The 20,769-nt window shown below is 72.5% G+C and carries 22 protein-coding genes; 10 read left to right on the forward strand and 12 right to left on the reverse strand.

Going from position 1 to position 20,769, the window contains the following annotated elements:
- The first annotated feature begins 150 nt into the window (after positions 1 to 150).
- From AB0E96_RS15915 to AB0E96_RS15930, 4 genes are all read left to right on the forward strand, one after another.
- Positions 151 to 1,257 carry a beta-eliminating lyase-related protein gene (locus AB0E96_RS15915; protein WP_359823497.1) on the forward strand — a complete coding sequence of 369 codons (1,107 nt, stop codon included), beginning with the start codon at positions 151 to 153 and terminating at the stop codon, positions 1,255 to 1,257.
- A 185-nt stretch (positions 1,258 to 1,442) separates the two neighbouring features.
- Positions 1,443 to 2,012 carry an NADAR family protein gene (locus AB0E96_RS15920; protein WP_359823545.1) on the forward strand — a complete coding sequence of 190 codons (570 nt, stop codon included), beginning with the start codon at positions 1,443 to 1,445 and terminating at the stop codon, positions 2,010 to 2,012.
- Positions 2,009 to 3,265: a hypothetical protein gene (locus AB0E96_RS15925; protein ID WP_359823499.1), complete on the forward strand. Its 1,257-nt coding sequence runs from the start codon at positions 2,009 to 2,011 to the stop codon at positions 3,263 to 3,265. The genes AB0E96_RS15920 and AB0E96_RS15925 overlap by 4 nt, the downstream gene beginning before the upstream one ends.
- A 68-nt stretch (positions 3,266 to 3,333) precedes the next feature.
- Positions 3,334 to 4,506: a hypothetical protein gene (locus AB0E96_RS15930; protein WP_359823501.1), complete on the forward strand. Its 1,173-nt coding sequence runs from the start codon at positions 3,334 to 3,336 to the stop codon at positions 4,504 to 4,506.
- 167 nt (positions 4,507 to 4,673) lie between these two features.
- Here AB0E96_RS15930 and AB0E96_RS15935 read toward each other — a convergent pair whose 3' ends face one another.
- The gene (locus AB0E96_RS15935) at positions 4,674 to 6,056 is read right to left on the reverse strand and encodes a glycine--tRNA ligase (protein ID WP_224279482.1); all 1,383 of its coding nucleotides are present in this window, start codon (positions 6,054 to 6,056) and stop codon (positions 4,674 to 4,676) included.
- A 191-nt stretch (positions 6,057 to 6,247) separates the two neighbouring features.
- Here AB0E96_RS15935 and AB0E96_RS15940 point away from each other — a divergent pair, with 191 nt between their 5' ends.
- Genes AB0E96_RS15940 through AB0E96_RS15955 form a run of 4 tightly spaced genes read left to right on the forward strand, consistent with a single transcriptional unit; the run spans position 6,248 to position 9,451 of the window.
- A complete protein-coding gene (locus AB0E96_RS15940) occupies positions 6,248 to 7,300 on the forward strand; it encodes a metal ABC transporter substrate-binding protein (RefSeq protein ID WP_359823504.1) in 1,053 nt (350 codons plus the stop codon).
- A 14-nt stretch (positions 7,301 to 7,314) separates the two neighbouring features.
- Positions 7,315 to 8,079, forward strand: coding sequence for a metal ABC transporter ATP-binding protein (locus AB0E96_RS15945; protein WP_359823507.1), 765 nt, complete (start codon positions 7,315 to 7,317; stop codon positions 8,077 to 8,079).
- A 5-nt stretch (positions 8,080 to 8,084) separates the two neighbouring features.
- Positions 8,085 to 9,005 carry a metal ABC transporter permease gene (locus tag AB0E96_RS15950; protein WP_359823547.1) on the forward strand — a complete coding sequence of 307 codons (921 nt, stop codon included), beginning with the start codon at positions 8,085 to 8,087 and terminating at the stop codon, positions 9,003 to 9,005.
- A gap of 35 nt (positions 9,006 to 9,040) precedes the next feature.
- Entirely contained in the window at positions 9,041 to 9,451 is a 411-nt protein-coding gene (locus AB0E96_RS15955; RefSeq protein WP_049651097.1) for a Fur family transcriptional regulator, read from the forward strand.
- A 123-nt stretch (positions 9,452 to 9,574) separates the two neighbouring features.
- Here the strand turns inward: AB0E96_RS15955 and AB0E96_RS15960 are convergent, their stop codons facing one another.
- The 4 genes from AB0E96_RS15960 to leuA form a co-directional block, all read right to left on the reverse strand.
- Entirely contained in the window at positions 9,575 to 10,408 is an 834-nt protein-coding gene (locus AB0E96_RS15960; RefSeq protein WP_359823509.1) for an isoprenyl transferase, read from the reverse strand.
- Between the two features lie 4 nt (positions 10,409 to 10,412).
- Positions 10,413 to 11,159 carry a DNA repair protein RecO gene (gene recO / locus AB0E96_RS15965; RefSeq protein WP_359823511.1) on the reverse strand — a complete coding sequence of 249 codons (747 nt, stop codon included), beginning with the start codon at positions 11,157 to 11,159 and terminating at the stop codon, positions 10,413 to 10,415.
- A gap of 282 nt (positions 11,160 to 11,441) precedes the next feature.
- A complete protein-coding gene (locus tag AB0E96_RS15970; protein ID WP_359823513.1) occupies positions 11,442 to 11,987 on the reverse strand; it encodes a TerB family tellurite resistance protein in 546 nt (181 codons plus the stop codon).
- Between the two features lie 359 nt (positions 11,988 to 12,346).
- Positions 12,347 to 14,143, reverse strand: a complete 1,797-nt coding sequence (leuA, locus tag AB0E96_RS15975; protein ID WP_359823515.1) for a 2-isopropylmalate synthase — start codon at positions 14,141 to 14,143, stop codon at positions 12,347 to 12,349.
- A gap of 334 nt (positions 14,144 to 14,477) precedes the next feature.
- Between leuA and AB0E96_RS15980 the strand changes: the two genes are divergently transcribed.
- Both AB0E96_RS15980 and AB0E96_RS15985 read left to right on the forward strand, forming a co-directional pair.
- Entirely contained in the window at positions 14,478 to 15,500 is a 1,023-nt protein-coding gene (locus tag AB0E96_RS15980) for a M4 family metallopeptidase (RefSeq protein ID WP_359823517.1), read from the forward strand.
- 120 nt (positions 15,501 to 15,620) lie between these two features.
- The gene (locus tag AB0E96_RS15985) at positions 15,621 to 15,887 is read left to right on the forward strand and encodes a protealysin inhibitor emfourin (RefSeq protein ID WP_049651101.1); all 267 of its coding nucleotides are present in this window, start codon (positions 15,621 to 15,623) and stop codon (positions 15,885 to 15,887) included.
- A 23-nt stretch (positions 15,888 to 15,910) separates the two neighbouring features.
- Here the strand turns inward: AB0E96_RS15985 and AB0E96_RS15990 are convergent, their stop codons facing one another.
- The 7 genes from AB0E96_RS15990 to AB0E96_RS16020 all read right to left on the reverse strand — a co-directional run bounded on the left by AB0E96_RS15990 (position 15,911) and on the right by AB0E96_RS16020 (position 20,753).
- Positions 15,911 to 16,615 (reverse strand): alpha/beta hydrolase, encoded by a 705-nt coding sequence (locus AB0E96_RS15990; protein WP_359823519.1) that lies wholly within the window; start codon positions 16,613 to 16,615, stop codon positions 15,911 to 15,913.
- A gap of 123 nt (positions 16,616 to 16,738) precedes the next feature.
- The gene (locus AB0E96_RS15995; RefSeq protein WP_359823522.1) at positions 16,739 to 17,719 is read right to left on the reverse strand and encodes a GTPase Era; all 981 of its coding nucleotides are present in this window, start codon (positions 17,717 to 17,719) and stop codon (positions 16,739 to 16,741) included.
- A gap of 70 nt (positions 17,720 to 17,789) precedes the next feature.
- The gene (locus AB0E96_RS16000; RefSeq protein ID WP_359823525.1) at positions 17,790 to 17,966 is read right to left on the reverse strand and encodes a hypothetical protein; all 177 of its coding nucleotides are present in this window, start codon (positions 17,964 to 17,966) and stop codon (positions 17,790 to 17,792) included.
- A 209-nt stretch (positions 17,967 to 18,175) separates the two neighbouring features.
- Positions 18,176 to 18,529: a cytidine deaminase gene (locus AB0E96_RS16005; protein WP_355251546.1), complete on the reverse strand. Its 354-nt coding sequence runs from the start codon at positions 18,527 to 18,529 to the stop codon at positions 18,176 to 18,178.
- A 28-nt stretch (positions 18,530 to 18,557) separates the two neighbouring features.
- Complete coding sequence (locus AB0E96_RS16010) at positions 18,558 to 19,109, reverse strand: DUF4383 domain-containing protein (RefSeq protein ID WP_359823528.1); 552 nt, start codon at positions 19,107 to 19,109, stop codon at positions 18,558 to 18,560.
- A 48-nt stretch (positions 19,110 to 19,157) separates the two neighbouring features.
- Positions 19,158 to 19,394 carry a hypothetical protein gene (locus AB0E96_RS16015; RefSeq protein WP_359823531.1) on the reverse strand — a complete coding sequence of 79 codons (237 nt, stop codon included), beginning with the start codon at positions 19,392 to 19,394 and terminating at the stop codon, positions 19,158 to 19,160.
- Between the two features lie 33 nt (positions 19,395 to 19,427).
- On the reverse strand, positions 19,428 to 20,753 hold the full coding sequence (locus AB0E96_RS16020) for a hemolysin family protein (protein WP_359823533.1): 1,326 nt from the start codon (positions 20,751 to 20,753) through the stop codon (positions 19,428 to 19,430).
- Positions 20,754 to 20,769: the final 16 nt, after the last annotated feature.

Genomic DNA, 20,769 nt, shown 5'->3' on the forward strand with positions numbered 1-20,769 from the left:
CGGATCCGCTCTCCGGGTGGTGGCAGGCCGCCTGGTGGTCCGCCTCCCCCGCGCCCGCACGGCGGGGTGGGCGGACGGCCCCGGGGCGGCCCACTCCCCCACGGCGAAAAGCAGTTGGCCCCGACCCGGCACGGGTCCGACAATCGCCGGATGACCGATGACCAGAGCGAGTTCCAGCGGCGCCGCGCGGCCCGGATGACCTGCAAGCGCTTCCTCTCCGCCGACCGCGTCCTCAGCATCCGCGAGCGCCTGGCCCAACTCTCCGCCGTGGAGGGTCTGGACGCCTGCCCCGACTTCTACGGCAGCGACGGCCCGGTGCGGCAGTTGGAGGAGCGGACCGCCGCGCTGCTCGGCAAGGAGGACGCGGTCTTCTTCCCCACCGGGACGATGGCCCAGCAGGTCGCCCTCCGCCACCACGCCGAGCAGACCGGCAACCCGGCCGTCGCCCTGCACCCGCTCAGCCACATCGAGCGGCACGAGCGCCACGCCTACACCCAGCTCACCGGGCTGCGCGGGCTCTGGCCCACCACCGAGCAGCGCCAGCCGACACCCGAGGAACTCCGGGAGCTGGGGCAGCCGTTCGGCACCCTCACGGTCGAACTCCCGTTGCGCGACCCCGGCTACCTCCTCCCCGGCTGGGACGAGCTGACGGCCCTGGTGGCCGCGGCCCGCGAGACCGGCGCCCGGGTGCACTTCGACGGCGCCCGGCTCTGGAACACCACGGTCCACTTCGACAAGCGGCTCGACGAGATCGCCGCCCTCGCCGACAGCGTCTACGTCTCCTACTACAAGGACCTCGGCGGGATCAGCGGCGCCGCCCTCGCCGGTGACTCCGCCCTCACCGCCTACGCCCGCACCTGGCTCCACCGCTACGGCGGCCGGATGTTCCAGCACTGGCCGGCCGCGCTCGCCGCCCTCCACGGCCTGGACACCGTCCTGCCCGAGCTGGCGGAGTACACCCGCCACGCCACGACCCTCGCCCCGGCCCTGGCCGCCCTCCCCGGCGCCCGGCTGTACCCGGAGGTCCCGCCCACGCACGAGTTCCAGCTCTGGCTGCCGCATCCGGCCAAGGCCCTGAACGCCGCCCACCTGGCCCTCGCCGAGGAGGAGGACGTCTGGTTCGTCCCGTACTGGGAGGACGCCGCCCCCGGTCTCGCCATGGCCGAAGTCAGCCTCGGCCGGCCGGCGCTGGGGTGGGCGCCCGAGGAGGTGACGGAGGTCGGGCTGCGGTTCCTGGAGCTGGCCGCCGGCGCCTGACCTCGCGCGGTGCACCTCGGCCGGGGCCGCCCGGACCGGGCCGGCGGCGCCGGGTGCGTCGGGACGGCCGGCAGGACGGCCCCTCGATGCCGGCCGACGGGATCCGGGTCGCCACCCCCGGGTGATTCGCCGCGAAACGGTTCGCGGTCCGGAACCCTTCATGTCAGACTGACGATATGAGCGAGATGCACGTGGGGGAGCCGGCCGCCGTTCGCAGCCGCGAGGAGCTGGCCGCGTTGATGGCCGACGGGGCGCGGCCAAAGTGGGTGATGTTCTGGGGGCACACCGAGCGCAAGGGCGGCGGCACCCGGCAGGAGTGCCTGAGCCAGTGGTGGCCCGGCGAGTTCACCGTCGACGGGGTCACGTACGCCTCCGCCGAGCACTGGATGATGGCCGGCAAGGCCCGGATGTTCGGTGACGAGGAGATCGTGCGGCGGGTGCTCGCGGCCCGGACGCCCGCCGAGGCGAAGAAGCTGGGCCGGCTGGTCAAGGGCTTCGACGACGAGACCTGGACGGCCGGACGCTTCGAACTGGTGGTGGCGGGCAACGTCGCGAAGTTCGGGCAGGACGAGGCCCTGCGCGGCTACCTGCTGGGCACCGGCGACCGGGTGCTGGTCGAGGCCAGCCCGCTGGACCGGATCTGGGGCATCGGGCTCGCCGCCGACGACATCCGGGCCCAACAGCCCGACGAGTGGCGCGGGTTGAACCTGCTCGGCTTCGCTCTGATGGAGGCGCGTGCGCGGCTGCGCGGATGAGCGGAACGGCTCGACTGCTGGACGGGACGGTCGTGGCCTCGGCCGCCACCGCCCTGTTCCTGGTGCCGAGGGTGCTGCGGCGGGAGGCCGGCCCCGCACGACCGGAAGCCCGCCCTGCACGACGGGAAGCCCGCCCCGCACGGCAGCCGCCCCACCCCGCGCGGCAGGAGGCGGAGGCCAACCTCCCACGGCGCAGGCGCCCGTTCGGACCGGAGCCGGTGCTGGCGGCGGTCGTCGCGCTGATCCTCCTCAACCAGGTGCTCGTCGCGGTGTACGTGAACCGGGTGCACCACGGGGACGTCTCCTTCATCGCCCGCTACCTGCCGCCCGGCTGGTTCGACGTCCCGCGCCTGGACTTCCTCGCGGCGCGCTTCCCGGCCCCGGAGCTGCTGGCCCCGTCCGTGCTCAGGGTCCAGGCGTTCCTCGAACTGCCGCTGGTGCTGCTGGCGTTCGCCGCTGTCGTGCGACGGCTGGACCGCGCACTGTACGTCCGGCTGGCCCGCTCGCCGCTGGTCCCGCCGGCCGCCGTCTCGTACACGGTGGCGTTCTGCGCGGTGGAGTGGGACCTGCGCAACCCCTTCACCGTGGACGACCTCGTGCTCCGCTCGCTCGCGGCCTGCGTCACCCCTCCCCTGATCGCCTGGCTGGCCCGGCGCGAGCCCGAGTCCGGGTCCGAACCCGGGTCCGGGTCCGGGTCCGGGTCCGGGTCCGAGCCCCGGCCCGAGCCGCCCGTCAGCCCGTTCCGCTTCGCCCTCGACCTGTGGGCGTACGGCCAGTTGATGCTGGTGCTGTACGACACCGTGCTGCTCTACAACCTTGCCCGGCTCGGCGACCACCTCGTCTCCGCCGCGGTCGCGTCGGCGGTGCTGGTCGCCACCCGCGCCGTCCCCTCCCCGGCTCAGCGCCGGCCGCCGGGCCCGTACACCGCCGCACTCACCGGGACGCTCGGCCGGGCGCTCGCGCTGTTCCTCGTCCCCGCCCTGTCGATCCGCTATGCGGAGAGCTTCGGAACACCCCAACTGGCGGCCCTGGCAGGGCTCCTGGTGGTCGGCGTGGCGCTCCGCCGGGATGCGACGCTCCTCCTGCCGCCCGCCGTCGCGGGTGTGCTGGTCGGATGCGCCGTCGCGGCGCTGGCGCCCGGCCCGTACTACGAGGCGACTCTCCTACGGAGCGCGACCGGCGCACTTCTCGCAACGACCGCCGTCTGCGCGCTCCTTGACACCACTCGGACACGACTGGTCGTGCGCTCTTAACTCCGACGCCACATACTGACGCGAGGATGTCACGCAGTCAGGGTCCGGATGGACAGGTTGGGGCGATCATGCGCATGCGGCCGACGGCACAATCCGCGGGCCGGCAGCCGGAGGGCGAGCAACAGGCCGCCGAACTCCGCGCAGAACTGGACGAGTTACTCCGTGCGAGCCGCTACGCGAGCCAACGTGAACGGCGCCTGAACGAGGCGATCCGGGGCACACCGGGCCGCCAGCGGCCGGACGGGGAGCTGCTGCGCCAGCTCGCCCAGGCCCGCACCCTCCGCGAGGGCCTGGGCGCCCGGTGCCTCCAACTCAGCGACCAGCTGGAGGCGTTGGAGAGCCGGATCCGGCACGGGCAGCAACCCTCGCCGCCGGAGCAGCAACACCCCCAGCCCCCGCCGCCGCCACAGCACCAGCACCAGCACCAGCACCAGCACCAGCACCAGCGGCTCCGGCCGGAGCCCCCGCGGCAGCAGGCCCCTCAGCCGCCCGCCCGCCCCGACCTCGGCGCCCTCACCGAGCGGATCACCGCCCTCCACCGGTCCGGTTCCCACGCCGAGGCCACCGAGGTGATCGACGCGGCCGCCGCCCGCCTCACCCCCGCCGACGCCGCGCTGCTGGTCGGCATGCTGGCCCGGTACGGCCCCTCCGGCGGCTCGCTCCACCTCGCCCGCAGCATCGCCCGGTCCGCGCCCGACCGTTCCGTCGCCGTCCTCGCCGAGCTGCGCGAGCTGGGCCTGGCCGAGGAGGCGGCCGAGGTGTTCCACGCCTTCTGGAGCTACCCGGCCGCCTCCGTCCCGGGCCTGCTCTCCGCGCTGGACCAGGCCGGACTGGCCGCCGACAGCGCGACACTGATCTGGGAGTGGGGGTCGGCGCCGATGCCCGAGCTGACCACCCTGGCCGCCTGCCTCCAGCAGCACGGCCGGACCTCCGACGTCCGGACCCTGCTGCGCCAGGCCGCGGGCCGTTCCACCGACGATCTCGCCGACCTCGCGGCCGGGCTGCCGCCCGCGCTCGCCACCCTCCTGCTGAACGAACTGGCCGTCCTGCGCCCGCCCGTGGAGGTGGTCCGGCTGGCCGCGGCGCTGGACGGCTCCGGCCGTTCCGAGCTCTACGCGCAGCTGCTGGCCGCGATGCTCGCCGACGAGGCCCGTCACCGCACCACCCTTGCCGCCCTGCGCACCGCCGGCCTCCCGACCCGACCGCCCGCGGCCCCGCGCTCCCGCTGGGGACGGCGGTAGCGGCACGGGAAGGGCGTCCGCGCCCGGCCACCACCCCACCCCGACCCGGCGCGCCCGACGGCAAGACCCCCCACGGCAAGACCCCCCACGGCAAGAGCCCCGGACGGCAAGGAGCCCCCGTCCGCCCCGGCAGGGCGGACGAGGGCTCCCCGAACGGACAGCGGCCGCTAGCAGCCGATCAGGCGCGCACCCAGGTACGCCTTGACCTGGTCCAGCGAGACGCGCTCCTGCGACATGGTGTCGCGGTCGCGGACGGTCACCGCGTTGTCCTCGAGGGTGTCGAAGTCGACCGTGACGCAGAACGGGGTGCCGATCTCGTCCTGGCGGCGGTAGCGCTTGCCGATGGCGCCGGCGTCGTCGAACTCGACGTTCCACGCGGTGCGCAGGTCGGCGGCCAGGCCGCGGGCCTTCGGGGACAGCTCGGCGTTGCGCGACAGCGGCAGGACGGCGACCTTGACCGGGGCCAGGCGCGGGTCGAGCCGCATGCCGACGCGCTTCTCCATGACGCCCTTGGCGTTCGGCGCCTCGTCCTCGAAGTAGGCGTCGATCAGGAAGGCCAGCATGGCGCGGTTGAGGCCGGCCGCCGGCTCGATGACGTACGGGAAGTACCGCTCGCCGGACTCCTGGTCGAAGTACTTCAGGTCCTGGCCGGACGCCTCGCTGTGCACCCGCAGGTCGTAGTCGGTGCGGTTGGCGACGCCCTCCAGCTCCGAGAACTCGCTGCCGCCGAAGTTGAAGCGGTACTCGATGTCCACGGTGCGCTTGGCGTAGTGGGAGAGCTTCTCCTTCGGGTGCTCGAAGAAGCGCATGTTCTCGGTGCGCAGGCCGAGGCCGACGTACCAGTCCCAGCGCTGCTGGAGCCAGTACTCGTGCCACTGCTCGTCCTCGCCCGGCTTGACGAAGAACTCCATCTCCATCTGCTCGAACTCACGGGTCCGGAAGATGAAGTTGCCGGGGGTGATCTCGTTGCGGAAGCTCTTGCCGGTCTGGGCGATGCCGAACGGCGGCTTCTTGCGCGAGGTGGTCTGGACGGCCTTGAAGTTGGTGAAGATGCCCTGGGCGGTCTCCGGGCGCAGGAACGCCAGGCCGCTCGCCTCCTCGGTGACGCCGAGGTGGGTCTTCAGCATGCCCGAGAAGTCCTTGGGCTCGGTGAACTGGCCCTTGGTGCCGCAGTCGGGGCAGTTGACGTCCTTGAGGCCGTTCGGCGGCGGGAAGCCGTGCTTGGCCTCGTACTTCTCCTCCAGGTGGTCGGCCCGGTGGCGCTTGTGGCAGGAGAGGCACTCGGTCAGCGGGTCGTTGAAGGTGGCGACGTGACCGGAGGCCTCCCAGACCTCGCGGGCGAGGATCACCGACGAGTCGAGTCCGACGACGTCCTCACGGGCCTGGACCATCGCGCGCCACCACTGGCGCTTGATGTTCTCCTTGAGCTCGACGCCCAGCGGCCCGTAGTCCCAGGCGGCACGCGTGCCGCCGTAGATCTCGCTGCAGGGGTAGACGAAGCCACGGCGCTTGCTCAGGCTGACGATCGTGTCGATCTTGTCGGCGGCCACAGTGCTCTCTTCATGACGTACGGCACGGTCAGGGCACGGCTGGTTGCGCGTACCCGAATACCTCAGGTTACCGGCCATACGGGTACGTGATTCAAATCGGTATCGTCCGGCCGCCCCCACTCTCCGCCACCTGTCGTTCACCCGTCCGAGTGATTTGACAATCATTTCCATGTGAGATGAGAATGATTGTCATGATGATCGGACTGCCTCGACTCGGACTGACCCGCCGTTCCCTGGCCATCGCCACCACCGCCCTCGCCGCCTCCCTCGCCCTCACGGCCTGCGGAGGCAGCAGCAGCGCCGACAGCGACAACGGCAGGCTGAAGGTCGTCGCGTCCTTCTACCCGATGGAGTTCCTGGCCCAGCAGATCGGCAAGGAGCACGTCGCGGTCACCGACCTCACCGCCGCCGGCGTCGAACCGCACGACCTGGAGCTCACCGCCAAGCAGGTCGGCACGGTCCAGAAGGCCGACGCGATCGTCTACCTCAAGGGCCTCCAGCCCACCGTCGACCAGGCCGTCGCGCAGTCGTCCAGCAAGCACAAGATCGACGCCACCGCCGCCGCCCCGCTGGTCGACCACCACCTCGACGAGGGCACGGAAGGCGCGGACCACGGGGCCGACGGCCACGGGACCGACGCCCACGGCGGGGACGGCCACCAGCACGAGGGCGCGGCCGGCGACCCGCACATCTGGCTCGACCCGACCCGCTACGCGGCGGTCGCCAGGAACGTCGGCGAGGAGTTCGCCAAGGCCGACCCGACCCACGCCGAGGACTACCGGAAGAACACCGACGAGCTCGTCACCAAGCTCACCGCGCTCGACCAGGAGTTCCAGGCCGGACTGAAGGACGCCACCACCAGGACCTTCGTCACCAGCCACGCCGCCTTCGGCTACCTCGCCGACCACTACGGCCTCACCCAGGTCGCCATCAACGGCGTCGACCCGGAGTCCGAGCCCACCCCGGCCCGCCTCGCCGCCGTGCAGAAGGCCGCCCGGGACAACGGCGCCACCACCGTCTTCTTCGAGACCCTGGTCAGCCCCAAGCTCGCCGAGACCGTCGCCAGGGACCTCGGCCTCAAGACCGCCGTCCTGGACCCGCTGGAGGGCGTCAAGGACCCGTCCAAGGACGACTACCTGACCGTCATGAAGCAGAACCTGGCCAACCTCCGGGCCGCCCTCGGCGCCCCCGCGGCACCTGCGGCCCCCGCCGCCGACGCCACCACCCCCGCCCCCGCGAACTGACGGGACCGAGCACCATGACCGACCCGATACCCCCGGCCGTCCGCCTCCGCGACGCCGTCGCCGCGCGCGGCGGCCGGCCGGTGCTGCGCGGCGTCGACCTCACCGTCCGCCCCGGCGAGGTGGTCGCCCTGCTGGGCGCCAACGGCTCCGGCAAGTCCACCACCGTCAAGGCCGTGATCGGCTCCGTCCCGCTGGAGCGGGGCACCCTGGAGCTGTTCGGCACGCCGTACGGCTCCTTCCGCGCCTGGCACCGGATCGGGTACGTCCCGCAGCGCACCACCGCCGCCTCCGGCGTCCCCGCCACCGTCCGCGAGGTGGTCTCCACCGGACGGCTGCCGCAGCACCGGCTGCTGCCGTTCCGCCGCAGGGACCGCGAGGCGGTGGACCGCGCGCTGGCCGCCGTCGGCATGCTGGACCGGGCCCAGGACGGCGTGGCCGACCTGTCCGGCGGCCAGCAGCAGCGGGTGCTGATCGCCCGCGCCCTGGTCGGCTCCCCCGACCTGCTGATCATGGACGAGCCGATGGCCGGCGTGGACGCCGCGAGCCAGCAGGTGCTCGCCGACACCCTGCGCACCGAGGTCGGCCGCGGCGCCTCCGTCCTCCTCGTGCTGCACGAACTCGGGCCGCTGGAACCGCTGATCGACCGCGCCGTGGTGCTGCGGGACGGCTGCGTCGCCCACGACGGCCCGCCCGTGCCCAACACCGGCCTGCACGCGCTGCCCGGCCACGACCACGTCCACCCGCACGCCGACCTGACCCCGCCGAGGCTGCTGGCATGACCGAGATGCTCTCCTACGACTTCATGCAGCGCGCCCTGCTCGCCGCCGTCCTGGTCGGGATCACCGCCCCGGCCGTCGGCATCTACCTGGTGCAGCGCCGCCAGGCCCTGATGGGCGACGGCATGGGCCACGTCGCGATGACCGGCGTCGGCCTCGGCTTCATCTTCCAGACCAGCCCGGTCTGGATGGCCGTGCTGGTCTGCGTGCTCGGCGCCGTCACCATGGAGCTGGTCCGCTCGCGCGGCAACCAGCGCGGCGACATCGCCCTCGCGATGCTCTTCTACGGCGGCATGGCCTGCGGCAAGCTGCTGGTCTCGATGTCCGCCCAGGCCGGGGCCGGCTCGCTGGAGAGCTACCTGTGGGGCTCGATCCTCACCGTCGCCCCCGCCGACCTGGCCACCATCGCGGTGCTCGGCGCGGTGGTCATCGCGGTCACCGTGGGCCTGCGCCGCCAGCTCTTCGCGATCTGCCAGGACGAGGACTTCGCCCGGGTCACCGGCGTGCCGGTGCGCACCCTCAACCTGCTGCTCGCGGTGATGGCCGCGGTCACCGTCACCGTCGCCATGCGGGTGGTCGGGCTGCTGCTGGTGAGCGCGCTGATGGTGGTCCCGGTGGTCGCCGCCCAGCAGCTCACCCGGTCCTTCGCCGCCACCCAGGCCGCCTCGATCGCGCTCGGCGTGGTCGTCGCGCTGGCCGGCGTCACCGGCTCCTACCAGCTCGACGTGCCCTCCGGTCCGGCCATCGTGCTGCTCGCCATCGCGGTCTTCGCGGTGTTCAGCCTGCTCGCCGCTCCGCTCGCCCGACGGCGCCACCGCGGCACGGGCGAACACGGGCCGAAGGTGTGCGACGTGGAGCTGCCGGAACAGGCCGTCTCCGAACCGTCCGACACGACCACCCCTGGGCGACGGGCCGGGCTGGCACAATGATGTGCGAGACGCCCACGACCCCAGGAGGACCCACGGTGACCACCGCAGGCCCGTCGCCGCGCGCCCGATCGACCCGGCAGCGTGCCGCCGTCTCGGCGGCCCTGGACGAGATCGCGGACTTCCGCAGCGCGCAGGAGCTCCACGACCTGCTCAAGCACCGCGGGGACTCCGTCGGTCTGACCACGGTCTACCGCACGCTCCAGTCGCTGGCGGACGCCGGTGAGGTGGACGTGCTGCGCACCGCCGACGGCGAGGCGGTCTACCGCCGGTGCAGCAGCGGGCACCACCACCACCTGGTCTGCCGGCACTGCGGCGCGACCGTCGAGGTGGAGGGCCCCGCGGTGGAGCGCTGGGCCAACTCGGTCGCCGCCGAGCACGGCTTCAGCGACATCGCGCACACCCTGGAGATCTTCGGGACCTGCGCGGAGTGCGCCAAGAAGGTCTGAGCGACGGCGAAGGGCCCGTGGGAGAACCCACGGGCCCTTCGCCGTACCCGTTCCGAGGGCCGTACCCGTTCGAGGGCCGTACCCGTTCCGAGGGCCGTACCCGTTCCGGCAGCCGCACGCGCCTCAGCGCTGGGAGGGCACCGGCGCGCCGACCTCGTTCGGGATCGCCCCGCCGAAGCGCCGGTCACGCATCGCGTACTGCTCGCAGGCGCGCCACAGGTCGCGGCGGTCGAAGTCCGGCCAGAGCACGTCCTGGAACACGAACTCGGCGTAAGCCGACTGCCACAGCAGGAAGTTGGAGGTGCGCTGCTCGCCGCTGGGGCGCAGGAACAGGTCCACGTCCGGCATGTCCGGGTGGTACATGTACTTGGCCAGGGTCTTCTCGTTGACCTTCTTCGGGTCGAGCTTCCCGGCCGCGACGTCCTGGGCGATCGCCTGCGCCGCGTCGGCGAGTTCGGCCCGGCCGCCGTAGTTGACGCACATGTAGAGCGTGACGGCGTCGTTGCCCTTGGTCTGCTCCTCGGCGACCTGGAGCTCCTGGACGACGCTCTTCCACAGCTTGGGCATCCGGCCCGCCCAGCGGATCCGCACGCCCATCGCGTCCATCTCGTCGCGGCGGCGGGCGATGACGTCCCGGTTGAAGTTCATCAGGAACTTCACCTCCTCGGGCGACCGCTTCCAGTTCTCGGTGGAGAACGCGTACAGCGAGATGTTCTTGACCCCGAGCTCGATGGCGCCCTTGAGGACGTCCAGCACCACGGACTCGCCGACCTTGTGGCCCTCGGTGCGGGGCAGCCCGCGCTCCTTGGCCCAACGGCCGTTGCCGTCCATCACGATGGCGACGTGGTTGGGGACCAGCTCGCCGGGGAGCTTCGGGGGCTGTGCACCGCTGGGGTGCGGGGTCGGGGGGACGTACGTCCTCTGCTTGCCGCCGCCGAAGAGCCGTCGCGCTGCCATGTGCTCACTTCTCCACGTATCTCATCGAGCGGATGCCCCGCTCCAGGTGCCACTGCAGATAGGCCGCGACCAGGCCGCTGCCCTCCCGCCAGTACCGCGGCTCGCAGGCGTCGGCCGTCCGCCAGTCCCCTGACAGCAGCGCCCCGAGCAGTACCAGTGTCTCAGGGGAGGGTACGGCACATCCGGGCACTCGGCAGTCGCCGCAGAGCACCCCGCCCGCGGGGAGGGAGAAGAAACGGTTCGGTCCCTCCAGGCCGCATTTGGCGCAGTCGGTGAAGCTCGCGCCGTACCCGTTCACCGCGAGCGAGCGCAGCAGGAAGGCGTCCATCACCAGGTGCGACTCGTGCAGCCCGGCGGCCAGCGTGCGCAGCCCCCCGACCAGCAGCAGGTACTGCTGGACGGCGGGTTCGCCCTCGTTCTCGGCGAACCGCTCGGCGGTCTCCAGCATCGCGGTGCCGGCCGTGTAGCGGCCGTAGTCGGCGACGATCGGGCCGCCGTAGGGGGCGATGGTCTCCACCTGGGTGCAGAGCGGCAATCCCCGGCCGATCAGCTCACTCCCCCGGCTGAAGAACTGCACGTCCACGTGCGAGAACGGCTCCAGCCGGGCGCCGAACTTGGACTTGGTCTTCCGCACCCCGCGCGCGACCGCCCGCACCTTGCCGTGGTGGCGGGTCAGCAGGGTGATGATCCGATCGGCCTCGCCGAGCTTCTGCGCCCGCAGCACGACGCCGTCGTCCCGGAAAAGACTCATGGGGACCATTGTCCCCCACCCGTCCCCGGGGCCGGACAGCCGTGTTGCCCGCACCGGAGGCCGTGGGGGAGACCACTGCGGTGCGGGTCACGGCGGGCCCGGGTGGGGAGTCCGGGGCCCGTTGTGGGGGATTCGGAGGTGGTCGGTGGATTCCGGAGGTCCGGCGGCCCCCGAAGGCGAGGGGGCGGTCGGGTGCCGGAGGTACGGACGGTCGCGTTCCGGTGGTGCGGACGGCGTCGCGCGGTGACCGGTGCCCCGCGTGCGGCGCCCGGTCCGGCGGCGCTACTTGTACGGGGCCCTGGTCGCCGCCTCCAGCAGCGCCCCGACCCGGGACTTCGGCAGGTCCAGGCAGAGCCCGACGGCGGCCAGCGCGTCGCGCTCCTGCGGCAGGTAGCGCCCGTCCGCCAGCGCGATCGCCGCGCCCTGCAGCAGCAGCCGCTCGCGGCCGTGGTGGGCCAGGTGCGGGGCGAGCGGTTCGAGCACCGCGTGCAGTTCGACGGCCAGGCCGCCGGACAGCCCGCGGGCGTCGTGGAGTTCGTCGCCGAGCCCGGAGAGCGCGGCGAGCGCGGCCAGCACCTGGGCCTCGCCGCAGTCCTCGAACCCGGCCTCGCGCACCGCCGCGCAGGCCGCGTCGCGGGCCGCCCGGTGGGCGGTGCCGCCGGCCGCGAGCAGGGCCAGCGCGACGGTGTACTGGGCGTCCCGCAGCATCGCGCCGAGGCGCACGCAGGTGGGCTGCTCCAGGCTCTCGACGCCGTACCGGCCGTGGCAACTGGTGCACTGCACGCTGCCGATCACCGGGCCGAGCGGGAGGACCGGGGTCCCCAGCAACCGCAGCCACCGCCGGCCGTGCTGCCGGCGGTAGTTGCGGTCCCCGCCGCAGCCCGGACAGAAGAAGTCACCGAGAACGTCAGTCCGCCACCGCGGGCGAACACCCCACAACCTGGTCACGGCGCCACTCCCCAGACATGGCAGGCGGCCTGCTCGACAGTGGGCAGGTCACGCGACCGGACACCGAGGCCGTCCCACCGACCCGGCTTTCCGGTGGATCGATGTTGCCACGGTTACCGGCACGTGTCAGTACCTCGAACGGCTTCCGGCTCGAAAAAATGTGGCGCAGGCCACAACGCCAGGTGGACGCGGCGAAGGGCCGCCCCGGGGGACGGCCCTTCGCACACCACCCGTTCGAATTAGCCGCGCTGCGAGCGGTTGACGGCGCTGATCATGGCCTTCAGCGAGGCCAGCACGGTGTTGCCGTCGATGCCCACGCCCCACAGCACCTTGCCGTCCACCGCGCACTCCACGTAGGCGGCGGCCTGGGCGTCCCCGCCCTCGCTCAGCGCGTGCTCGGCGTAGTCCAGGACGCGTACGTCCACGCCGATCCGGGCCAGCGCGTCGGCGAAGGCCGAGACCGGGCCGTTGCCGGCACCGGTCAGGGTCACCGGGGCGCCGTCCACCAGGGCCTCGGCGGTCAGCGCGTCCCGGCCGTCCTCGGTGGTCAGGGTGCGCGAGCCGCTCAGCGCGATCCGGCCCCACGGGTTGTCGGTGGTCGGCAGGTACTCGTCCTCGAAGACCCCCCAGATCTCGGCCGGGCTGACCTCGCCGCCCTCGGCGTCGGTCTTGGCCTGGATGATCCGGGAGAACTCGATCTGCATCCGGCGCGGCAGGTCCAGCTTGTGGTCGTTCTTCAGCACGTACGCCACGCCGCCCTTGCCGGACTGGCTGTTGACCCGGATGACCGCCTCGTAGGTGCGGCCGACGTCCTTCGGGTCGATCGGCAGGTACGGCACGCCCCAGGTGTGCTCCGCCACCGGCACGCCCGCGGCCGCGGCGTCCGCCTCCAGGACGTCGAAGCCCTTCTTGATGGCGTCCTGGTGCGAGCCGGAGAAGGAGGTGTACACCAGGTCGCCGGCGTACGGGTGGCGCGGGTGCACCTCCATCTGGTTGCAGTACTCGGCGGTGCGGCGCACCTCGTCGATGTCGGAGAAGTCGATCTGCGGGTCGATGCCCTGGGAGAACAGGTTCATCCCCAGCGTCACCAGGTCGACGTTGCCGGTCCGCTCGCCCTGCCCGAACAGGCAGCCCTCGATCCGGTCGGCGCCCGCCATGTAGGACAGCTCCGCGGAGGCGACGGCGGTGCCGCGGTCGTTGTGCGGGTGCACCGACAGGCAGACGAACTCGCGGCGGGACAGGTGGCGCGACATCCACTCGAACTGGTCGGCCTGGACGTTCGGGGTGGCCCGCTCGACGGTGGCGGGCAGGTTCAGGATGATCTCGCGGCCCTCGCCCGGCTGCCAGACGTCCATGACGGCCTCGCAGACCTCCAGCGCGAAGTCCAGCTCGGTGTCGACGAAGATCTCCGGCGAGTACTGGTAGCCGAAGGCGGTCTCGTCGCCCAGCAGCTTCTCCGCGTACTCCATCACCAGCCGGGTGCCCTCGGTGGCGATCGCCTTGGTGGCCGCCTTGTCGTTGCGGAACACCACCCGGCGGAACAGCGGCGCGGTCGCGTTGTACAGGTGGACGGTCGCCCGCGGGGCGCCGACCAGCGACTCCACCGTCTTCTCGATCAGCTCCTCGCGGGCCTGCGTCAGCACCGAGATGGTGACGTCCTCCGGGATCGCCCCCTCCTCGATCAGCGAGCGGACGAAGGCGTGGTCGGTGGCGCCGGAGGACGGGAAGCCGACCTCGATCTCCTTGTAGCCCATCTTCACCAGCAGGTCGAACATCATCCGCTTGCGGGCCGGCGACATCGGGTCGATCAGCGCCTGGTTGCCGTCCCGCAGGTCGGTGGAGAGCCAGCGCGGCGCCTTGGTGATCACCTGGTCCGGCCAGGTCCGGTCCGGCAGGTCGACGGTGCCGAACGGCAGGTAGCGCCCGTACCGCATGCCCGAGGGCCGCTGGCGCACCGAGGCGGCGGTGATCGGGGTGGGGCGGTCCACGAAGGGACGGCCGGCGGGGACGGGCGCGGCGGAGTTCTGCTCGGTCATGGAGGTGACTCGGCTTCCTGTGATGCGTGCGGGCGGGTCGGGAGGGGTCGACACCGGTCGACACCGACTGGCCGGCCTCGGCTGCGGCTCGCGATCCGCCGTCGGATCGCGTTGCGCGCACAGCTCGTTCCCCGCGGCGAGGGTGCCGGCCCGGTGGACTACAGGCCCTCGACGCGGCAGCTAAGAAGAAGCAGCCCGTTGCGCATGATGGCCCCAGCGTAACCCAGCGCCGCGCGCCCCCGAAGTGATCCGGGCTTCCGTTCCACTCCTTGAGACGCGACCGATCCCGTCAAAGGTGGTGACAATAGGTCATCAAGGCCTCACTCTGGGCCACATGACTGCAGCAGTACCGATCTGCACGATCGTCCCGCCGTACGTCCTGGACCGCCTCGCCGAGGCCGGCCACGAACCCGCCGTCCACTCCCTGGCCCTCGACGCCGCGCACCGCGCGGCCCGGCTCTCCCCGCCCGCGCCCGTCGCCGCCGTCGCGGGCCTCGACCGGGTGGTGTACGACAGCGGCCACGGCCAGCGGCTGCCCGGGCGCACCGTGCGCACCGAGGGACAGGGCGCGTCCTCCGACGGCTCCGTCAACCACGCCTACGACGGCCTCGGCGCCACCTTCGCGCTCTACGCCGACGTCTTCGGGCGGCACTCGATCGACGACCGGAACCTGCGGCTGGACGCCAGCGTCCACTACGGCCGCAACTACGACAACGCCTTCTGGAACGGCCACCAGATGGTGTTCGGCGACGGCGACAACGTGGTGTTCGGCGACTTCACCGCCTGCATCGACGTCATCGGCCACGAACTCACCCACGGCGTCACCCAGTTCACCGCCGGCCTGGACTACCAGGACCAGCCCGGCGCGCTCAACGAGTCGGTCTCCGACGTCTTCGGCTCGCTGGTCAAGCAGTACTCGCTGCACCAGGGCGCCGCCGACGCCGACTGGCTGATCGGCGCCGGGCTGCTCGCCCCCGGTGTCCAGGGCGTGGCGCTGCGCTCCATGAAGGCGCCCGGCACCGCCTACGACGACCCGCAGCTGGGCAAGGACCCGCAGCCCGCGCACATGCGGGACTACGTGAACACCTCCCGGGACAACGGCGGGGTGCACGTCAACTCCGGCATCCCCAACCACGCGTTCTACCTGCTGGCCACCGCGCTCGGCGGTTCGGCCTGGGAGCGCGCGGGGCGGATCTGGTACGACGCGCTGACCGGGCGCACGCTGCCCTCCGACGCCGACTTCACCGCCTTCGCCCGGGCCACCGTGGCCGCCGCCAGGGCCCGCTACCCCGACGACCGCTCGGTCGCGGACACCGTCACGGCCTCCTGGGCGCAGGTCGGGATCAGCCCGGGGTGACGGCAGGCCGGACCACCGGGGCGCGCCTGAAGGGTGGTTGAGACCGGGTTGAGGCGGGCTTAAGGTCACGGTCCGGGAAAAGCCCGGCAAACCCCCTCCCTGCGTAGCACCATGGACACCATGCGTATCCAGGTGACCCGGACCGGCGGCTTCGCGGGGATCGTCCGCCAGGCGGAGATCGACACCGCCGACCGCACGGACGCCCCGCACGTGCACGCACTCGCCCGCGAGGCCGTCGCGGGCGGGCTGCGCGCACCCTCCTACGGGGTGCCGGACGGCTTCCACTACGAGATCACCGTCGACGGCCGGTCGGTGTACTGCGCCGACCCGAAGCTCACCGACTCGCAACGGGAGCTGGTCTCCCTGGTGCTGCGCGAGGGCGCCTAGGAAGCGCGCCCCCGCGCCGGGGGTCAGAGCCAGCCGTCGAGCGCGGCCAGGAAGCCGGCCGGGTCGTCCCGGTGGACGGTGTGGCCCGTGCCGGGGACGGTGCGCACCTCGAAGCCCCGGGCGCGCAGCACCTCGGCGCTCGCCGCGTCGATCAGCACGCTGCGGCCGGCCAGGACCACCAGCGAGGGCACCGCGGGCCGGGCCGGCAGGTCGGTGCGCCCGTCGGCCATGCCCCACGCCGAGTCCTCGTCCCAGACGGCGGCGGCGGCGATCTCGTCGTCCACGTCGGCCGGCTCCCACGTCGGGCTGAGCCCGACGATCTGCTCCCGGGTGAGGTCCCGCAGCTGGACCATCAGCCGCGGGTCCACCCCGACCTGGGCGAACCGCCAGGCCGGGTCGACGTACACCGCGCGGGCCGGCTTCAGCCGCTCCACCGCGTCCGCCAGCGCTATGCCGCCCAGCGAGTGGCCGATCGCCAGCTCCGGACCGGCCGGCAGGGTGTCCAACAGGTCCTCGGCGTACGCCTCCAGCGGGTAGCGCTCCGCCGGGCTCGCCCCGGTGCCGCGCGGGCTGCGCCCGTGCCCGCGCAGGTCGACGGCGATCACGCGGTAGCCCCGTTCGGCCAGCGCCGGGCCGACCAGCCGCCAGGTGCGGTGGTCGGACATGATGCCGTGCACCAGCACGGCCAGCCGGTCCCCGTCGCCCCACTCCCGGGTGTGCAACTCCATCGCGGTGTGCCCCTTCTGACGTCGCGTACGGCCGGGCCACGGCGAGGGCCCGCCCGGACGCACAACGTCCGGACGGGCCCCGATCCTCCCGACCGATCGAACTCCCTCGCGGGGAGCCCGGGTTCAGAATCCCAGCTTGCGCAGCTGCTTGGGGTCGCGCTGCCAGTCCTTGGCGACCTTGACGTGCAGGTCCAGGTAGACCGGCGTGCCCAGCAGCGCCTCGATGTGCTTGCGGGCGGTGGTGCCGACGTGCTTGAGCCGCGAGCCCTTGGCGCCGATCACGATCGCCTTCTGGCTCTGCCGCTCGATGTAGACGTTGGCGTGGATGTCCAGCAGCGGGCGGTCCGCCGGGCGGCCCTCGCGCGGGAGCATCTCCTCGACCACCACGGCCAGCGAGTGCGGCAGTTCGTCGCGCACGCCCTCCAGCGCGGCCTCGCGGATCAGCTCGGCGACCATGATCTGCTCGGGCTCGTCGGTGAGGTCGCCCTCCGGGTAGAGCTGGTCGCCCTCCGGCAGCAGCTTGGTGAGCAGGTCGGCGACCAGCTCCACCTGGCCGGCCCTTCGCCCACCACCACCCTTGTCCGAGGGACTGCGTCCCACTGTCTGATCGCCCACCGCCGAGACCGGGATGATCTCGGCCCACTCGAAGCCCAGCTCGATGCCGAGCTGGTGGATGGCGATCAGCTGCTCGGCGAGGCGCTTGGAGTCGACCAGGTCGGTCTTGGTGACGATGGCGACCTTCGGGGTCTTCTTGATCCCGGCGATCTCCTTGGCGATGAACTTGTCGCCGGGGCCGATCTTCTGGTCGGCGGGGAGGCAGAAACCGATCACGTCGACCTCGGCCCAGGTGGTGCGGACCAGGTCGTTGAGGCGCTCGCCGAGCAGGGTGCGCGGCTTGTGCAGACCGGGGGTGTCGACCAGCACGAGCTGGGCGTCCGGGCGGTGCACGATGCCGCGCACGGTGTGCCGGGTGGTCTGCGGGCGGTCGGAGGTGATCGCGACCTTCGTCCCCACCAGGGCGTTGGTCAGGGTCGACTTGCCCGCGTTGGGCCGGCCGACGAAGCACGCGAACCCGGAGCGGTACGAGGAGGAAGGGGCATTCATGGGCTCCATTCTCCCTGATCACCGGAGCCCCGCCGTCCGGGCCCGCCCCCGGGGGTGTCCGGGGGCGCGCTCAACCCTTCTTTCCGCCCTTCCCGCCCTTGCCGCCGGTGGGGATCAGCGAGAACACCACCAGTACCAGCAGGAAGGCGAGCGAGCCGTACAGCCAGAGGTCCGACCCGGTCTCCTGCCACTTGCCCAGCCCCATCACGAACACCAGCAGCCCGGCGAAGAACGCCACCGCCCCCATGCCCCAGTCCCCTCACCGAGTCCACTCCCCCGGTGAGATTATCCGCCTGAGGCGGGCCGGGACCATGGTCGCTGGTACGGGCCCGCCCAGGGCCCGTACGGGGCCCGCCCAGGGCTCGCGCAGGCCCCGTACGGACCTCCCGACGGACCTCCCGACGGACCTCCCGACGGACCTCCCGACGGACCTCCCGACGGACCTCCCGACGGGCCTCAGCGGGCCTCGGCGGACACCCGCAGCGTCCCGTCCGGCCCGGCCAGCAGCACCGGCGTGCCGGCCCCGCCCAGGTCCCGCACGGCCGCCAGGTCGGCCTCGGCCGGCTGCTCCGCCTCGCTCACCACGGCCGCCGCCTCCAGCGACCTGGCGCCGCTGGCCACGGCCATCGCCACCGCCGTCTGGAGGGCGCTCAGCCGCAGCGACTCCAGCGCGACCGTGCCGGCCACGTAGGTGCGCCCGGTCTCGTCACGCACCGCGGCCCCCTCGGCCACGCCGTTGCGGGCGCGGGCCGAGCGGGCCAGGGTGATGATCTTCTTGTCTTCGGGGTCGAGCTCGACGATGTCACTCATGCCGCCGAGCATAGGCACCCGGCGCCGGTCAGTGGCCGACCGGGTGGGTCCGCCCCGGGTTCGGGCGGAGGACCTTCACGACGGTCTTCGCGGCACCGGACGGCAGGCCCTCCTCGTGCCCGATCCGCTCGCGCCAGAACGGGTTGTCGTGCGGCAGGTGACCGCTCACCCGCCCGTACATCCCGAAGGTCGTCAGGACGATCCCGAAGACGAACGCGAACAGCACGTTGGACATCCGGAAGTTCAGGATGTTCGCGTCCGGCCGGCCGAGCACCGTCAGCCCGTAGAAGCCGGACAGCACGAACAGCACGCCCACCACCATGTTGAGGTTCGACGCGAAGTTCCCGCCGATCACCGCCCCGACCACCAGGACCGCGCCCGCCACGATGGACAGGATGCTCAGCGCCCCGTTGGTCGACAGCCCGGCGATCCGGTCCCCGTGGGTGGCCAGGAAGCCGGGGTGGTCGGCCAGCCCCAGGCACCCGAACACGATCAGGAAGATCCCCCCGAGCCCCGCCCCGATCCGCCACACCATGGCGAGCCGGCTGTCGACGGGCTTCAGCGTGTCTTGCAGCTTCATGGCGACCTCCAGAGCTCGGCCATGCTCAAGCTGTGCCTAGGGCGCGCCCTAGCTGTAGGGATGGCTCCCCTGCATGTGCGGCACCTCGTGGATGTAGAGCGAGCCGCACTGCTGGCAGCCGCGCAACCCGGTGCCCCACTCCTCCTCGGGGCGCGTCTCGGCGTCGTCGGACATGGTCCGGCCGCAGAGCGCCGCCGACGGGTCCTCGTCCCGCACCACGTGCCAGGACTTGACTCCGCCCGCCGCCCCCTGCGGGCCGTACTCCGCGCGAAGTTTGTGCGTCATGCCCTCCATGGTCGCTCGGCGACCGCCCACCCGCTACTCGCCCGCCGACTCCTCGCCGCCCTCGGCCCGGCGGACCGGGGAGGCCACCATGGAACCGATCCGGTTGCGGCGGCCCGCCGAGGACTCGGCGGTCAGCAGGATCCCGGTCAGCCCGCCCTCGACCGGCTCGGGCAGCGGGATCTCGCAGGAGGAACCGGGGATCGGCACCCGGCCCAGGTGCTTGGCCAGCAGGCCGCCGACGGTCTCGACGTCCTCGTCCTCCAGCTCGATGCCGAACAGCTCGCCCAGGTCCTCCACCAGCAGCCGGGCGGTGATCCGGTACGAGCCGTCGCCGAGGTCCTCCACCGGGGCGATCTCCCGGTCGTACTCGTCGGTGATCTCGCCGACGATCTCCTCCAGGATGTCCTCGATGGTCACCAGGCCGGCCGTGCCGCCGTACTCGTCGATCACGATCGCCACGTGCGAGCGCCGCTGCTGCATCTCGCGCAGCAGGTCGCCGGCCGCCTTGGAGTCCGGGACGAAGACGGCCGGGCGCATCACCGCGCCGACCTCCTCGGACTCCGCCTCCCGGTTGATGTGGGTGCGCCGCACGAGGTCCTTGAGGTAGACGATGCCGACCACGTCGTCCTCGTTGTCGCCGACCACCGGGATGCGCGAGAAGCCCGAGCGCAGCGCCAGGGTGAGCGCCTGCCGGACGGTCTTGTGCCGCTCGATCATCACCAGGTCGGTGCGCGGCACCATCACCTCGCGCACGATGGTGTCGCCCAGCTCGAAGACCGAGTGCACCATCCGGCGCTCCTCGTCCTCGATCAGGTCGTCCTTCTCGGCGAGGTCCACCAGAGCCCGCAGCTCGGCCTCGGAGGCGAACGGGCCCTCCCGGTAGCCCTTGCCCGGGGTCAGCGCGTTGCCCAGCAGGATCAGCAGCCGCGGGATCGGGCCCAGCACCGCGGCCAGCGGCAGCAGCACGAAGGAGGCCGCCGTCGCGGTGGTGAGCGGGTGCTGGCGCCCGATCGTGCGCGGCGAGACCCCCACCGCGACGAACGACACCAGCACCATCACGCCGAACGCCAGCAGCACGGCCTGCCAGGTGGGCGTCAGGTTGCGCACGCACACCACGGTGACCAGGACGGCCGCCGCCATCTCGCTGGCCACCCGGATCAGGGTCGCCAGGTTGAGGTAGCGGATCGGGTCGGAGGCGACGGTCAGCAGCCGCGCGGAACCTCGCCGGCCGCTGCGCACCGCCTCCTCCGCCCGGAACCGGGAGACCCGGGAGATGCCCGCCTCGGCGCACGCGGCCAGCCAGCCGAGCACGACGAGCAGCACGGCACCGAGGATGAAGCTCGTACTCTCACCACTCACAGGGGTTCGGGCTCCG

The sequence above is a fragment of the Kitasatospora sp. NPDC036755 genome (assembly GCF_040636595.1).
Classification (GTDB): domain Bacteria; phylum Actinomycetota; class Actinomycetes; order Streptomycetales; family Streptomycetaceae; genus Kitasatospora.

What these genes read in the sequence shown, in the direction of transcription:
- AB0E96_RS15915 (WP_359823497.1), top strand. Translation starts at nt 151, where the DNA reads ATGACCGATGACCAGAGCGAGTTCCAGCGGCGCCGCGCGGCCCGGATG.
- AB0E96_RS15920 (WP_359823545.1), top strand. Translation starts at nt 1,443, where the DNA reads ATGCACGTGGGGGAGCCGGCCGCCGTTCGCAGCCGCGAGGAGCTGGCC.
- AB0E96_RS15925 (WP_359823499.1), top strand. Translation starts at nt 2,009, where the DNA reads ATGAGCGGAACGGCTCGACTGCTGGACGGGACGGTCGTGGCCTCGGCC.
- AB0E96_RS15930 (WP_359823501.1), top strand. Translation starts at nt 3,334, where the DNA reads ATGCGCATGCGGCCGACGGCACAATCCGCGGGCCGGCAGCCGGAGGGC.
- AB0E96_RS15940 (WP_359823504.1), top strand. Translation starts at nt 6,248, where the DNA reads ATGATGATCGGACTGCCTCGACTCGGACTGACCCGCCGTTCCCTGGCC.
- AB0E96_RS15945 (WP_359823507.1), top strand. Translation starts at nt 7,315, where the DNA reads ATGACCGACCCGATACCCCCGGCCGTCCGCCTCCGCGACGCCGTCGCC.
- AB0E96_RS15950 (WP_359823547.1), top strand. Translation starts at nt 8,085, where the DNA reads ATGCTCTCCTACGACTTCATGCAGCGCGCCCTGCTCGCCGCCGTCCTG.
- AB0E96_RS15960 (WP_359823509.1), bottom strand. Translation starts at nt 10,408, where the DNA reads ATGGCAGCGCGACGGCTCTTCGGCGGCGGCAAGCAGAGGACGTACGTC.
- recO (WP_359823511.1), bottom strand. Translation starts at nt 11,159, where the DNA reads ATGAGTCTTTTCCGGGACGACGGCGTCGTGCTGCGGGCGCAGAAGCTC.
- leuA (WP_359823515.1), bottom strand. Translation starts at nt 14,143, where the DNA reads ATGACCGAGCAGAACTCCGCCGCGCCCGTCCCCGCCGGCCGTCCCTTC.
- AB0E96_RS15980 (WP_359823517.1), top strand. Translation starts at nt 14,478, where the DNA reads ATGACTGCAGCAGTACCGATCTGCACGATCGTCCCGCCGTACGTCCTG.
- AB0E96_RS15985 (WP_049651101.1), top strand. Translation starts at nt 15,621, where the DNA reads ATGCGTATCCAGGTGACCCGGACCGGCGGCTTCGCGGGGATCGTCCGC.
- AB0E96_RS15990 (WP_359823519.1), bottom strand. Translation starts at nt 16,615, where the DNA reads ATGGAGTTGCACACCCGGGAGTGGGGCGACGGGGACCGGCTGGCCGTG.
- AB0E96_RS15995 (WP_359823522.1), bottom strand. Translation starts at nt 17,719, where the DNA reads ATGAATGCCCCTTCCTCCTCGTACCGCTCCGGGTTCGCGTGCTTCGTC.
- AB0E96_RS16000 (WP_359823525.1), bottom strand. Translation starts at nt 17,966, where the DNA reads ATGGGGGCGGTGGCGTTCTTCGCCGGGCTGCTGGTGTTCGTGATGGGG.
- AB0E96_RS16005 (WP_355251546.1), bottom strand. Translation starts at nt 18,529, where the DNA reads ATGAGTGACATCGTCGAGCTCGACCCCGAAGACAAGAAGATCATCACC.
- AB0E96_RS16010 (WP_359823528.1), bottom strand. Translation starts at nt 19,109, where the DNA reads ATGAAGCTGCAAGACACGCTGAAGCCCGTCGACAGCCGGCTCGCCATG.
- AB0E96_RS16015 (WP_359823531.1), bottom strand. Translation starts at nt 19,394, where the DNA reads ATGACGCACAAACTTCGCGCGGAGTACGGCCCGCAGGGGGCGGCGGGC.